At 63.4% G+C, this 14312-nt stretch carries 13 protein-coding genes; 11 read left to right on the plus strand and 2 right to left on the minus strand.

Translation table 11 applies throughout. From position 1 onward, the window contains the following. Positions 1 to 112: 112 nt before the first annotated feature. Positions 113 to 1507 carry a UDP-N-acetylmuramoyl-tripeptide--D-alanyl-D-alanine ligase gene (locus JI748_RS03965; protein ID WP_201635282.1) on the plus strand — a complete coding sequence of 465 codons (1395 nt, stop codon included), beginning with the start codon at positions 113 to 115 and terminating at the stop codon, positions 1505 to 1507. 24 nt (positions 1508 to 1531) lie between these two features. Beyond that, positions 1532 to 2617, plus strand: coding sequence for a phospho-N-acetylmuramoyl-pentapeptide-transferase (mraY, locus tag JI748_RS03970; protein WP_201635284.1), 1086 nt, complete (start codon positions 1532 to 1534; stop codon positions 2615 to 2617). Here mraY and JI748_RS03975 read toward each other — a convergent pair. Together JI748_RS03975 and JI748_RS03980 are read right to left on the minus strand one after the other, a co-directional pair. Beyond that, positions 2614 to 3303 carry an anti-sigma factor gene (locus tag JI748_RS03975; protein ID WP_201635286.1) on the minus strand — a complete coding sequence of 230 codons (690 nt, stop codon included), beginning with the start codon at positions 3301 to 3303 and terminating at the stop codon, positions 2614 to 2616. The two genes, mraY and JI748_RS03975, sit on opposite strands and share 4 nt — an antisense overlap. Further along, the gene (locus JI748_RS03980; RefSeq protein WP_233280608.1) at positions 3300 to 3854 is read right to left on the minus strand and encodes a sigma-70 family RNA polymerase sigma factor; all 555 of its coding nucleotides are present in this window, start codon (positions 3852 to 3854) and stop codon (positions 3300 to 3302) included. The genes JI748_RS03975 and JI748_RS03980 overlap by 4 nt, the downstream gene beginning before the upstream one ends. Positions 3855 to 4007: 153 nt before the next feature. On the opposite strand from JI748_RS03980, the gene JI748_RS03985 reads away from it, so the two are divergent. From JI748_RS03985 to ftsZ, 9 genes are all read left to right on the plus strand, one after another. Then, positions 4008 to 4796 carry a DUF4394 domain-containing protein gene (locus JI748_RS03985; protein WP_201635288.1) on the plus strand — a complete coding sequence of 263 codons (789 nt, stop codon included), beginning with the start codon at positions 4008 to 4010 and terminating at the stop codon, positions 4794 to 4796. Between the two features lie 156 nt (positions 4797 to 4952). Beyond that, a complete protein-coding gene (locus JI748_RS03990; protein WP_407644935.1) occupies positions 4953 to 6119 on the plus strand; it encodes an FtsW/RodA/SpoVE family cell cycle protein in 1167 nt (388 codons plus the stop codon). Further along, on the plus strand, positions 6116 to 7234 hold the full coding sequence (gene murG, locus JI748_RS03995) for an undecaprenyldiphospho-muramoylpentapeptide beta-N-acetylglucosaminyltransferase (protein ID WP_201635290.1): 1119 nt from the start codon (positions 6116 to 6118) through the stop codon (positions 7232 to 7234). Before JI748_RS03990 ends, murG begins: the two co-directional genes overlap by 4 nt. Next, positions 7231 to 8649 carry a UDP-N-acetylmuramate--L-alanine ligase gene (gene murC, locus JI748_RS04000; RefSeq protein WP_201635292.1) on the plus strand — a complete coding sequence of 473 codons (1419 nt, stop codon included), beginning with the start codon at positions 7231 to 7233 and terminating at the stop codon, positions 8647 to 8649. Before murG ends, murC begins: the two co-directional genes overlap by 4 nt. Before the next feature lie 166 nt (positions 8650 to 8815). Further along, positions 8816 to 9736, plus strand: a complete 921-nt coding sequence (locus JI748_RS04005; protein WP_201635294.1) for a D-alanine--D-alanine ligase — start codon at positions 8816 to 8818, stop codon at positions 9734 to 9736. Between the two features lie 29 nt (positions 9737 to 9765). Next, positions 9766 to 10611, plus strand: a complete 846-nt coding sequence (locus tag JI748_RS04010; protein WP_201635296.1) for a cell division protein FtsQ/DivIB — start codon at positions 9766 to 9768, stop codon at positions 10609 to 10611. A 2-nt stretch (positions 10612 to 10613) separates the two neighbouring features. After that, a complete protein-coding gene (gene ftsA, locus JI748_RS04015; protein ID WP_233280658.1) occupies positions 10614 to 11921 on the plus strand; it encodes a cell division protein FtsA in 1308 nt (435 codons plus the stop codon). A gap of 53 nt (positions 11922 to 11974) precedes the next feature. Continuing rightward, positions 11975 to 12448: a DUF4126 family protein gene (locus JI748_RS04020; protein WP_201635299.1), complete on the plus strand. Its 474-nt coding sequence runs from the start codon at positions 11975 to 11977 to the stop codon at positions 12446 to 12448. A gap of 175 nt (positions 12449 to 12623) precedes the next feature. Continuing rightward, a complete protein-coding gene (ftsZ, locus tag JI748_RS04025) occupies positions 12624 to 14291 on the plus strand; it encodes a cell division protein FtsZ (RefSeq protein ID WP_201635301.1) in 1668 nt (555 codons plus the stop codon). The last annotated feature ends 21 nt before the right edge of the window (positions 14292 to 14312 follow it).

A 14312-nucleotide genomic window follows, 5' to 3' on the forward strand; every position in this document is an offset into this window, starting at 1 on the left:
TAGACCGCCGGCAATACTCCTCCCCCTTCTGCAGGGGGAGGCCGGGTGGGGGTTGCCGCCGCACGCTCGACCGACGTATTGCATCGCATTGCTTCGCGGTCGGACCCCAGCCATGACAAAGCCCCTCTACACGATCGACGACGTTCTTGCGGCTACGGGTGGGCGCGCCGAGGGCGTCGTGGCGAAAGAGATCAATTCGATCTCGATCGACTCGCGCGAATTGGGGCCCGATGCGCTCTTCGTCGCCATCAAGGGTGATCGCTTCGACGGGCATGATTTCGTCGACACGGCGCTGGGCAATGGTGCGGCTGCGGCACTGGTGAGCGAGGGGCGAAGCGCGGGGCCGGGGCGGATTGTTGTCGCCGATGCGCTGGGTGGTCTTCGCGACCTCGCCGTTGCGGCACGGGCGCGCAGCCGGGCTTTTGTCGTCGGGGTGACGGGGAGCGTGGGCAAGACCACGACCAAGGAAGCGCTGCGGGTGGTGTTCGAGGCGGCGGGCGCGACGCATGCCTCGATCAAGAGCTTCAACAATCACTGGGGCGTGCCGCTGATGCTGGCGCGGCTGCCGCAAGAAGCCCAGTTCGGCGTCTTCGAAATGGGCATGAATGCGCCCGATGAAATCCGGCCGCTCAGCAAGCTCGTGCGGCCGCATGTGGCGGTGATCACCAATATCGCGCCGGCGCATCTGGAAAAGCTCGGGAGCCTCGAGGCGATTGCTGCGGCCAAGGCCGAGATATTCGAGGGTCTGGAGCCGGGCGGCACGGCGGTGCTCAATGCCGATCATCCGCAGATCCAGTTGCTGCTCGACGCGGCGCAGGCGGCAGGCGTCGGCAAGGTCGTGACCTACGGTTTTTCGCGGGGTGTCGATTGGCAGATCGTCGATCCGCAGACGGCAGCCGAGCAGAGTTTTGCGACCGTGCTGCATGAGGGGCAGAGCCATGCCCTCGCGCTGGGTGTGTCCGGACGGCACATGCTTGCCAATGCCACGGCGGCCCTGGCGGTCGCCAGCATAGCGGGTATCGAACCGGCCGTAGCGCTCAAGGCCTTGGCGGGGTTTGGGGCACAGCCGGGCAGGGGGCAGCGGACGCTGCTGGGGCCGGCGGACAAGCCGCTGCTGCTGATCGATGAAAGTTATAATGCCAATACGGCGTCAATGACGGCGGCATTGGAAGTGTTTGGCAGCATTGCGCCATCGGGCAAGAAAGTGCTGGTGCTGGGCGATATGCGCGAACTTGGCGACGAAGCCGATCGGCTGCATGCGAGCCTTGCCGGAGTTGTGCAGAGCTCGGGCGCCACAAGCGTGCATCTGGTGGGCAGCCATGTCGCGGCGCTGGCGGAGGCGTTGCCAGCCGGGCTTGTTGCAAGCCGGTCGCAGGGTGTCGAACAAGCTATCGACACGATCATTGCCGACCTTGCTTATGGCGACGCTGTTATGATCAAAGGGTCCAATGGTGTCGGGCTGGCGCGCGTCGTCAGCGCAGTGACCGCCCGGTTCAAAGACAGCTAAGCCCACGAGAGACAAAAGAACAGCATGCTCTATTTTCTCAGCACCCTGGGCGAATCCCTCGCGGCTTTCAACGTCTTCCGCTACATCACCTTCCGCACTGCCGGCGCGGTGGTGACGGCGCTGTTTTTCGTCTTTTTGTTCGGCCCCGGCATGATCGCGCTGTTGCGCGTCAAGCAGGGCCGCGGCCAGCCGATCCGCGAGGATGGTCCGGCAGGGCACCTGCTGACCAAGAAGGGCACGCCGACTATGGGCGGGCTGATGATCCTTTCGGGCACGCTGATTTCCTCGCTGCTCTGGGCAAACCTTTCCAACGGCTATGTCTGGGTCGTGCTGTTCGTCACCGTCAGCTTTGGCGCGATCGGCTTTTATGACGACTATCTCAAGGTAAAGCGCATGAGCCATGCCGGCTTTGGCTCAAGGCAGCGGCTGTTCCTCGAAGCGCTGATCGGCGGCATTGCGGCTTTTGCGATTTCGCAACTGGCGCAAGGGGCTTACGGCACATCCTTGCTGTTTCCCTTCGTCAAGGACCTGGCGCTCAATCTTGGCTATTTCTACATTCTGTTCGGTGGCTTTGTGGTCGTGGCCGCGGGCAATTCGGTAAACCTCACCGATGGGCTCGATGGTCTGGCGATCGTGCCGGTGATGGTTGCGGCGGCCTGTTTCGGCTTCATCGCCTATCTCGTCGGCTCGACGAATTATGCCGATTATCTGCTGCTGAACTCGGTGCCCGGCACGGCAGAGCTCGCGGTGGTTTGCGGCGCCCTAATCGGCGCGGGCTTGGGCTTCTTGTGGTTCAATGCCCCACCGGCGCAGATTTTCATGGGCGATACCGGCTCTCTGGCTTTGGGCGGTGCCCTGGGCACGATTGCGGTCGCCACCAAGCATGAGCTGGTGCTGGCGATCATCGGCGGGCTTTTCGTGCTCGAAGCCGTGTCCGTGATCGTGCAGGTGACGTCTTTCCGGCTCACCGGCAAACGGGTGTTCCGAATGGCGCCGATCCACCACCATTTCGAGCATTTGGGGTGGACGGAGTCGCAGGTGGTGATCCGCTTCTGGATCATTTCCTTCGTGCTGGCGCTGATCGGTCTTTCTAGCCTCAAGCTCCGCTAGAGCGGCGTTTTCGCAAAGCCCTTGACCAGGATCGGTCCGGTGGGCCGGCCGGTGGGCGATCCGCCGGTGGGCTCCAGCGTGATCTCGTAGAGCTGTCCGTTTTGCGGTGCGGGGAGGTTAGGCCCGGCGAGGCGCATGGTCTGCGGATCCTCGAAAATGCCCATGGACACCGGCCCGGTGGCGGGATCCGGCAAGGTCCAGACCTGATAAACGCGGTCTTCCGGCTTTTGCGCCAGCTCGAGCGGGACGAGGCGAATGCTATCATCGGCGAAGGCCTCGACGAGAACGGCCGGCTCGGCACTCCCTTCGGTCAACAGCACGGCGACCATGAGCGGCTGGGGCGCATGTCCGAAATTGGACCCGGCAAGGTAGCCGATGCTCAAAGCGACGAGCAGGCTGGCGGCGATGCCGGCAATGCCGCGCCAGCGGTTGTCATTCGCGGCGCGTGGAGGTGCTGCGATTACAATGGGCGTGTCCAGCTCGGCCGCGATGCGGGACCAAAGCGCCGGGTTGGCGGGCAGGGGCTCTACCGTGTTGTCGAGCTTTCCAAAATGCCCGCGCAGCCGCTCGACGGCCGAGCGCAATTCCGGGTCGCTTGCGAGCTGTTGTTCGAAGGCGGCGAGGTCTGCGCCTTCGAGAAGACCCAGCACATAGTCGCCGATGCGTTCGCGATCGCCCTCGGTCATGACAGGCACTCCTGAAGGGCAACGGTGCCGCGGCGGACCCAGGATTTTACCGTGCCGAGCGGCACATTCATGGTCGCGGCGGCTTCGCCATGATTGAGGCCGGTGACATAGCAAAGCAGCACGGCTTCACGCTTGGAGGCGTCCAGCATGCCGAGGCAGTGGCGAAGGGCGTCCTTGATCGAGAGCGCTTCATAGGCCGCACGCGCGTCGGCCTGACGGTCTCCAAGTTCAACCAGTTTCTCGCTGTCCTCGAAATCCATGCGGGCACTGTCGCGCAAAAGGTTCAGGGCCCGGTTTCTGACGATTACAGTCAGCCAGCCGCGCGCCGAACCTTTGCTGCCGTCAAAGCTTGCCGCCTGCCGCCAGACGGTGATGAAGGCTTCCTGTACCACTTCCTCAGCGAGGTCGCGCCGTCTCAGCAAGCGCTGGGCGATGGCGACGAGCCGGCCTGACTCCCCTTCGAACAGGGCAGCAAGCGCCGACCGATTTCCGGTGGCGATTTGGGCAATCAGCTGTTCGGCAGTTTTGGGGTCGGTCATGAGGTGGAACATGGCGGCAATCGTCCTTCATGTCGATTACCCGCGAACGGCCCCGCCCGGATGCGGGACGAAAATAATTTTGTACCCCCTGCATCCAGACGCATCGGCCCGTGGGTAACCCCTTTGTAAACGCGCCCCGGAGGCGCCCTTCAGAGGAGACGACACATGACTTCTTCTTCCTTGCTCGCGCTGCGTGCTGCCCTGGTTCTCGGCGTTGCCGGCCTTGCTACGTCCGCCTATGCCGCGCCGGCGGTTGGCCTTGTCGGCGGCACGACGCTCGTGATGTTCGATACCGAAAGCCTTGAAGTGTCCGGCACGATGGATGTGACCGGCGTTGACGGCCTGGCCGGCATCGACGTTCGCCCTGCCGACAAGCTGCTCTACGGCGTTTCGCTGGCTGGCGAAGTCGTGACCATCGACACTGCAACCGGCGCGGCAACGGTGAAGTCGACGCTTTCGGAAGCGCTGCCCAGCTATGAAGGCGCGATCGTCGACTTCAACCCGATGGCCGACCGCCTGCGCCTGATGGCGACCGACGGCACCAACCACCGCGTCAATGTCGATGACGGCATGGTCACGGTCGATGGTTCGCTCGCCTATGAAGCTGGCGACATGCATGAGGGCGAAGAGCCGGCCATCGTTGCCGCCGCCTACACCAATTCGATCGGCAAGCCCGAGGCCACCAAGATGTTCGACATCGACGCGACCATCGTCGCGCTGATCCAGCAGACCGCTCCCAATGACGGCACGCTTGCCGCCATCGGCAAGCTCGGCATCGATGGCGCGGACAACTATGCTTTCGATATCTCTTCCACCGAAGATCTGACCAACACCGCTTATCTCGTTGCCGGCGCGACGCTTTATACTGTCGACCTCGAGACCGGTGCCGCCACTTCGGTCGGCGAGATCGAAGGCGTGGATGGGGCCATCAGCGACATCGCTATCCTGCAGTAATCTCCTCCCTGGTACTGCAGTGCGTCCCCGGGCCAAGCGCCCGGGGATTTTGTTTTCCACCGTGCGATTCGCAAAACGCAAGTCGGTTGGGAAATCGGTAACCATCGGTCCGGTACAATTCGATCTTGTTTGTATCGAGTTGCCGGGCCGTTTCCGATGATGTTTTCTCGCGCCGAAAAAACGCCTCTGGCTGAATGGTGGTGGTCGATCGACCGCGAACTGCTCGGCGGGCTGATCTTGCTGCTCTGCGCCGGCATGGTGCTGAGTTTTGGCGCCAGCCCGGCAGTGGCCGAGCGTATCGGCGTCGACGAATGGCATTTCGTTATTCGCCACGCCATGTTCTGTGCGCTGGCGGTGCCGGTGATGCTCGCCGCATCGATGCTCAATCACCGGCAGGCGCGGTTTGCGGCGCTTGGGACGCTGATCGTCATGGTGGCGCTGCTGTGGGCGACGCTGCGCTTCGGTACCGAGGTCAAGGGTGCGCGCCGCTGGATGAGCTTTGGCGGCCAATCGGTGCAGCCGTCCGAATTCGTCAAGCCTGCCTTTGCGGTGATCGGCGCCTGGCTTTTTTCCGAATACATGATCCATCGCAACGTTCCTGGCCGGCTGATTGCCACTGCCATCATGGGGCTGATCGTGGCGGCGCTTTTGCTGCAGCCCGACCTTGGGCAGACGGCGCTGGTGATGGCGACCTGGGCGGTGCTGCTGTTTTTGTCGGGCATTTCCTGGTGGATTATCTTCGGCCTCGCCGGGTCGGCAGGCGGGCTGCTGTTTGGCGCCTATTTCTTCTTTCCGCACTTTGCGCGACGCATCGATACGTTTCTCAACCCTGATGGTGGCGGCAATACCTACCAGATTGATCGGGCGCTGGATTCGCTCTATGAGGGCGGCTGGTTCGGCCGCGGCCCGGGTGAGTCGATCGCCAAGAAGCTTATCCCCGACGCCCATGCCGACTATGTGTTTTCGGCGGCCGCGGGCGAGTTCGGGGTCATCTTCTGCATGGGGCTGGTCGGCCTTATCGGCTTCATCGTCATCCGCGCCATGATCTCGGCGCAGCGGCAATCGAGCCTTTTTGCGCGCCTTGCTGCCTCCACCATTGCCGTGCAGTTCGCCATGCAATCGGGCATCAATCTTGCGGTGAACCTCAACCTCATTCCGCCCAAGGGCATGACCTTGCCGTTCGTGTCCTATGGCGGCACGTCGATGCTGGCTGTGGCCTTCGGCATGGGGCTGATGCTGGCCTTTACCCGCACCAAGCCGGAAGAGCGTTTGACCACCGGCCTTCCCTCGTACCGCAGCGCCGTGGTAGCCCCCGCCGAATGAAAACCTTTGTTTTAATGGCAGGCGGCACGGGGGGGCATCTCTTCCCGGCCATGGCCCTGGCCCAAGAGTTGATCCGCCGCGGCCACGCCGTCGAGCTGATGACCGACCATCGCGTCGAAAGCTACGGTGCCGAATTTCCGGCGCGGCAGATTCATATCGTGCCGGCGGCGACGCCCTCGGGTGGCAATCCGCTGAAGATGGCGGGCGCCGGCTTCACCATCCTGCGCGGCGTGGCTAAGGCACATGGCATGCTGGGCAAGGTGCGGCCGGATGCGGTGATCGGCTTTGGCGGCTATCCGACCTTTCCGCCGTTTATCGCAGCGAGCCTGCGCGGGATTCCCGGCATTCTGCATGAGCAGAACGCGGTGATGGGGCGCGCCAACCGCGCGCTGGCACGGTTCGCCGACATTTTGGCGATGAGCTTTCCCGCCACGCGGTTTGCCGATCAGCAGAACCTCGAAAAGATTGTCACCGGCAATCCGGTGCGCGATCGGGTGCGGGCCGTAGCGGGCCGGGCCTACCCGGCGCTTGACGACGCAAGTCCCATTCGCCTCGTGGTCACCGGCGGCAGCCAGGGCGCGCGGGCGCTGTCCGACATCGTGCCGGCGGCAATCGCGCTTTTGCCGGATGCGCTGCGGCATCGCCTGCAGATCGTGCAGCAGGCGCGCGAAGAAGATATCGACCGGGTGGCCGAGAGCTACCGGCAGTCGCGCACCAATGTCGAGCTGGCGCGCTTCATCCCGGATTTGCCGGAGCGCATCGCCGATGCGCATCTGGTGATCGGGCGGGCAGGGGCCTCGACCGTCGCCGAACTGACCGTGCTCGGACGACCCGCCATCCTGATCCCGCTGCCGGGCTCACTCGACAGCGACCAGAAGTATAACGCGCTCAACCTCGAACAGGGCGGCGGCGGCTGGGTGGCTGAACAGGCCTCGCTTTCACCGCAATCGCTCGCCACTCGCCTCCAAGAGTTGCTGAATGATCCGGCAGGTCTGAGGCGTGCTGCCGATGCGGCCCGCGCCATGGGCCAGCCGCGCGCCGTCGAAAAACTCGCCGACCTCGCCGAAATGCTTTCGGGCAAAAACACCACTATCGAAGGACGCCCCACAACATGAAGATGCCCCGTAATATCGGCCCGGTCCATTTTATCGGCATCGGCGGCATTGGCATGTCCGGCATTGCCGAAATTCTTCACAACCAGGGCTACACCGTCCAGGGCTCCGATGCCTCGCTCAACCCAAATGTGCAGCGCCTGCGCGACATGGGCATCACGGTCGAGATCGGCCAGAGCGGCGATAATCTCGGCAAGGCCGAGGTCGTGGTCGTGTCGTCGGCGATCAAGAAGGACAATCCCGAGCTGGTCGAAGCGCGCGCGCGCAACCTGCCGATCGTGCGCCGCGCTGAAATGCTCGCCGAAATCATGCGCTTCAAGACGGCGATCGCCATTGGCGGCACGCATGGCAAGACCACGACCACGACGCTGGTCGCGACGCTGCTTGATGCCGGCAATCTCGATCCAACCGTCATCAATGGCGGCATCATTAACGCCTATGGCACCAATGCGCGTCTGGGGGCTGGCGAGTGGATGGTGGTTGAAGCCGACGAGTCCGACGGCACTTTCGTCAAGCTTCCGGCGGATGTGGCCATCGTCACCAATATCGACCCGGAACATCTCGACCACTATGGCAACTTCGAAGGCGTGAAGAATGCCTTTCACCAGTTCGTCGAGAACGTGCCGTTCTATGGCTTTGCCGTGATGTGTCTCGACCATCCGGAAGTGCAGGCGCTGGTCGGTGAGATCAAGGATCGACGGGTCATCACCTATGGCCGCAATCCGCAGGCCGATGTGCGGTTGATCGATCTCGAAAACCGCGATGGCGTGCAGCACTTCTCGGTCGAGATCCGCGACCGTATTCGCCAGACGCAGCTGCGCATCGATGGGCTCGAACTGCCAATGCCGGGCGTGCACAATGCGCTCAATGCCACGGCGGCGATCGCGGTGGCTGACCAGCTGCATGTGCCGGCCGAAGCCATCCGCAAGGGGCTCAAGGGCTTTACCGGGGTGAAACGTCGGTTCACAAAGACCGGCGAAGTGGGTGGCGTCACCGTCATCGACGATTACGGCCACCACCCGGTGGAAATCGCGGCGGTGCTGCGCGCCGCCCGGCAGTCCGCGCGGCGCGATGTCGTGGCCGTGGTGCAGCCGCACCGCTATTCACGCGTCAACGACCTCTTCGACGACTTTGCCGCCTGCTTCAACGACGCCGATACGGTCATCGTCGCGCCGATCTACGCGGCTGGCGAACAGCCGATCGTGGGTGTCACGCATGAAGAGCTGGTCAATCGTATCCGCGCCCGCGGTCACCGCGATGCCCGGGTGCTGACCGGGCCTGAGGAACTGGCAAAGCTTCTGGCGACGCGGGTCGAAGATGGCGACTATGTCGTTTGCCTTGGCGCCGGCAACATTACGCAGTGGGCTGCGGCGCTGCCGGGGGAGCTGGGCGCGCTGATCGGCGAGGAAGCGAAGTGAAGGCCCCCTCATCCGTCTCGCGCTGTGCGCGAGCCACCTTCTCCCGCGAGGGGAGAAGGGTGGCACCCAGTTCGCTCATCCACCGAGCCTTCCTTCTCCCCTTGCGGGAGAAGGTGCCCGAAGGACGGACGAGGGGTGTCTTTTCTGCTAAAACTGGAGCCGCCCTATGAGCAAGCACGTCGCCGTCCTCATGGGCGGGTGGAACAATGAGCGCCCCGTCTCGCTGATGACCGGCGCTGGATGCGCTGCCGCCTTGCGCAAGGGCGGGTATGAGGTGACCGAGGTCGATGTCGGCCATGACGTCGCCGAAGTGCTCACTGCGCTCAAGCCTGACGTGGCGTTCAATGCCCTGCACGGTCCTTTCGGGGAGGGTGGCTATATCCAGGGCGTGCTCGAGCTTTTGCAGATCCCCTACACGCATTCGGGCGTGCTGGCGTCGGCTCTGGCCATGAACAAGCACCAGGCCAAGATCATCTTCAAGGCGGCCGGCATTCCGGTGACCGATCACACGATTGTCACCCGTGCCGAGGCGGCACGCGCCCATGTCATGGCGCCGCCCTATGTCATCAAGCCGATTGCCGACGGCTCGAGCTTTGGCGTTTTCATCGTCAAGGCCGATACCAGCCATCCGCCGCAGGAATTGCTGCGCGAAGACTGGACTTCCGGCGAGGAAATGATGGTCGAGCGCTTCATTCCCGGGCGCGAATTGACTTGTGCGGTGATGGGCGACGTGGCGCTCGGCGTCACCGAGATCGTCACCGATCTGGCCTTTTTCAACTACGAGGCCAAGTACAGCCAGGGTGGCGCCGTGCATGTGCTGCCGGCGCAGGTGAAACCGAAAATTTACGACAAAGTGCAACAATTTAGCCTGGCTGCTCACGCAGCTCTCGGCTGTCGCGGACTGACGCGGTGCGATTTCCGCTACAACGATGCGGCAGGCGAGGACGGCGAATTGGTGCTGCTCGAGCTCAATACCCAGCCGGGTATGACTCCGGTGTCCCTGGCGCCAGAACAGGCTGCCCATGCCGGGCATTCCTATGAAGAATTGTGCGCCTGGTTGGTGGAGGACGCGAGTTGCAACAGGTAAAAAGCGAGGCTTTTCTCGCCGGAGCGCGGATGGTCGATCCCCGCGCGCTGCCTGTTCCCGTCCGCGCCCCGCGCAGACGTCTTGCCAACCGCTGGACCCGCCTCCGGGTGCTGCATGGCGGACTGGTCCGCCGGGGCCTGATGGTTGCGGCGTTGATCGCCGGCGCCGTCGGGCTTTACGCCGTTCGCGAGCCGATCGGTGTCACCGCCTCCAATCTCGCCACTGTGGCGCAGGGCAATTTCGCCCAAGCTGGTCTTGCCATAGGCGAGATCTCGCTGCAGGGGCAAACGCTGACCTCCGAGCAGGACATCTTCGATGCCCTCGGGATCCAGCCGCATACATCTACGCTCTCCTTTGATGTCGATGCCGCGCGGCAGCGCGTGGCTGAGCTTCCAGCGGTCGAAAGCGTCATCGTGCGCAAGACCTATCCGGGCGATGTCGCGGTCCATATCGTCGAGAAGAAGCCAATCGCTCGCTGGCGCGTCGATGGCATCACTTTTGTCATTGATGGCGATGGCGATCAGATCGGCGAAGACGGCGGTGCCTATGGCGACCTGCCGCTGGTGATTGGCGATGGCGCGGCGGACGACGCCCTGGTGATGATCCGGGCCATGGAAAACTTCCCCAGCCTCAAGGACGGCTTGATCGCGATTTCGCGCATCGCGGACCGGCGCTGGGACCTTCTCTACGACACTGGCCTGCGCATCCAGCTTCCGGAGCAGGGCGTGGCGCAGGCCATGACCAAGCTGGTCTCCTACCAGGACCAGTATCAGCTTCTCGACCGTGACATTGCCATCATCGATCTGCGGATCGAGACGGTGGTTGCGGTGCGCCCCAACAAGACCGAAGAACCCGAAGACCCCAAAAAATCATGATGATGGACGCGATGACTTCCCGGCTACGGCCGGTGCAGCCTGGCAAAACGACGCTGGTGGCGGTGCTCGACATCGGCTCCACCAAGATCTGCTGCGTCATCGCGCGTCTTTCGCCACGCCCCGAGGGCAAGGCCCTACGTGGCCGCACCCATCAGGCCGAGGTCATTGGTTTCGGTTACGGTCAGGCTTCCGGGGTCAAGAGCGGCGTCGTTACCGATGTGGAGAAGGCCGAGCAGGCGATCCGCAATGTCGTGGGCATGGCGGAACGTGCGGCCGGGCTGACGCTGGAATCGGTGCTGGTCAATGTCACTGCCGGTCGTCTCGGCTCGGAAACCTTTTCAGCCGCCGTGTCGCTGGATGGCGAAGAGGTAGAGAAGTCCGACATCGTTCGCGTGCTGCGCGCGGTCAATTCCCGCTCCGTGCGTCCGGAACGCTCGATCGTCCATGCGCTACCGATCGGTTACGCCTTGGACGGCCAGAAGGGCATCCGCGATCCCAAGGGGATGGTCGGCGAAAAGCTCAGCGTCGATGTTGCGGTGGTGAGCGCAGAAACGCTGGCCATGCGCAATCTCGAACTGGTGCTGCACCGCTGCCATCTGCAGATCGAGGCTCTGGTCGCGACGCCTTATGCATCCGGTCTTGCGACGCTGGTCGATGACGAAGCCCAGCTCGGCGTGGCCTGCATCGACTTCGGTGGCGCGACCACAACGGTGTCGGTCTTCAATGACGGCCACATGGTCTATGCCGATGCCATTGCCATTGGCGGTCATCACCTGACGCTCGATATTGCGCGCCAGCTTTCTGTGAGCGTCGCCGACGCCGAGCGCCTCAAGACTCTGCATGGCTCGGTGCTGCCGGGCCAGACCGAAGATCGCGAGATGATTTCCATCCAGCCAGTCGGCGCCTCGCATGACGAAGCGCCGGGGCAGATTCCGCGGGCCGTGCTCACCCGCATCATGCGCCCGCGCATCGAAGAAATTCTCACCGCCATCCGTGACCGCATGCAGGCCACCGGCATGATGGATGTCTGCGCCCGCCGCTTCGTGCTGACCGGTGGCGCCAGCGAAATGACCGGCTTGCCCGAGGTTGCCCGGCGCACGCTGGCGCGCAACGTTCGCAATGGCCGGCCCATGGGCATTGCCGGGCTGCCCGAGATGGCCAAGGGCGCAGCCTTCGCAACCGTTGCCGGCATGCTGGTCTATCCGCAGGTCTGCCACCAGGAATATGCCGAGCCGCGCGGCTCGCGGAAGTTGACCGGCACCGATGGCTACTTCGCCCGCGTCGGAACTTGGCTGCGCTCAAGCTTTTAGGATCGAAAGCGTAACCCAGCCGTTCATCCGGTAACCATTCCGGAGAACGACGAATGCTTCGATCCTTTCTTATCGGCCTTGTCGCAGGCCAGCGCGGCATCACCCCATTAGCCACGATCGGCCTTGCGACATATCGCGGCGAGGTCGACGATGACCTGCCGCTGCAAAAGCTCTTTCATAATCCGGTGGTGACCGCCGGCGCCGTGGCTTTCGCGGCGGCGGAAATGGCGGGCGACAAGATGAAGTCGGCGCCGGACCGCACCATCCCGATCGGGCTTGGCGTCCGCGCCATCACCGCGGCCTATGCAGGAGCAGCGCTGGCGCCACGCCGCCAGCAGGTCAGCGGCGCCGTGGTGGCGGTCGCGGCGGCGATGGTCTCGTCCTATATCGGGCTCGGCATGCGCAAGGCGGCGATGCGGCAGGTCGGGCAGACGCCGAGCGGGCTCGTAGAAGATGCGCTGGTGTTTGGCAGTGCCCTTGCGATCACCAACCCGCAGCTGACCGGCACGCAGGGATTGCTCGAGTAGCGCTGACGAAGAGGTCTCAGGGTCGGAAGAGGCGTGGCTGGTTAACAAAGGCGTAATCGGTAACCGCTCGTTGTCGCATTTTGCGGGAAAGTTAACGCAAAGCGGTCACTTGTTAGGGTGGGGTTAACGAATTGGCCCGTAAATCTTAACCAACCACGCCACTATGAGGCCACCTATGACCATCAACCTCACGATCCCGGATATCCAAGAACTAAAGCCCCGCATCACCGTCTTCGGTTGCGGTGGTGCTGGCGGCAACGCCGTTAACAACATGATCGAATCCGGGCTCGATGGCGTGGATTTCGTTGTTGCCAACACGGACGCCCAGGCTCTGGCGCTGTCCAAGGCCCAGCGCATCATCCAGCTCGGCGTCGGTGTTACCGAAGGCCTCGGTGCTGGTTCGCACCCGGAAGTCGGTCGTGCGGCCGCCGAAGAAAGCTGGGACGAGATCAACGATCACCTTTCCGGCTCGCACATGGTGTTCATCACCGCCGGCATGGGTGGTGGTACCGGCACCGGTGCTGCTCCAGTGGTTGCTCGTGCTGCCCGCGAACAGGGCATCCTGACGGTTGGCGTGGTCACCAAGCCGTTCAACTTCGAAGGCAATCGCCGTGCGCGTCTTGCCGAAGACGGCATTGACGAACTGCATCGCCATGTCGATACGCTGATCGTCATTCCGAACCAGAACCTTTTCCGCGTCGCCAACGAAAAGACCACCTTCGCCGACGCTTTCGCGATGGCCGACCAGGTGCTGTTCTCTGGCGTTGCCTGCATCACCGACCTCATGGTCAAGGAAGGTCTCATCAACCTCGACTTCGCCGACGTTCGCGCCGTAATGCGCGGCATGGGCAAGGCGATGATGGGCACCGGCGAAGCGTCGGGCGAAGACCGTGCGCGCCACGCCGCTGAAGCTGCGATCGCCAACCCGCTGCTCGACGACGTGTCGATGCAGGGTGCCCGCGGCCTCCTGATCTCGATCACCGGCGGTCCGGACCTGACCCTTTACGAAGTCGACGAAGCGGCAAGCCGCATCCGCGAGGAAGTCGACACCGATTGCAACATTATCCTGGGCGCAACCTACGATCCGAGCCTCACCGGCACGATCCGCGTCTCGGTTGTTGCCACCGGCACCGATGCGACCATGGTTCAAGCAATGGAGCCGGCCAAGCCGCACGCGTCCCGCACCCCTTTATCCGTTAAGCGTCACGTCCCGGTCGAAGCCAGCCGACCAGTCGTGCCGCAGCCGGTGCCAGAGCCGGGCATGATCGAAGTCGAAGAGATTGGCCACCAGGTCGAAGCTGCCGTTGCTGAAGCCTTTGCTGCCCAGCAGGCTGCTCCATCGTACCATCACGAAGACGACGGTATCGTGGTCGAGCCCTATGTGCCCGCCGCCGAATCGATGGCTGAGCCCGAAGAGGCTCCGATCGTTGAAGACCGTCCGATTCCGAGCGTCTACGTGCCGTCCCATGCGGCCCGTCCGGATGGTCAGCGCCGCATGCCGCGCACCGAGGAGCTTCCGGCTGTTGCGCGCCGGACACAGGAAGCACAGGATCAGCAGGGCGGCGAGCCCCGCAATGCTCGTGCCCTGTTCAAGCGCCTTGCCTCCAATGTAGGCCTCAACCTTGGTCAGCCGGCTGCGGAAGCCAAGCCCGAGCCGCGCCTGTCGATGGCCGATGATGCGGCTGCCCGCAGCGCCATTGAGGCAGGCGGCGCAAGGACTTCGCGCGTTTCCTCTCCGGTCGAGGGTGCTCGTGGTACGCTCGACAACCAGGGCAGGGCGGCTGCTGCGCCTGTGCAGAAGGATAGCCTCGAAATTCCGGCATTCCTGCGCAAGCACGGTTGATTGGCTCTCAACTGCGACACG

The sequence above is a fragment of the Devosia rhizoryzae genome (assembly GCF_016698665.1).
In the GTDB taxonomy this organism is placed as follows: domain Bacteria; phylum Pseudomonadota; class Alphaproteobacteria; order Rhizobiales; family Devosiaceae; genus Devosia; species Devosia rhizoryzae.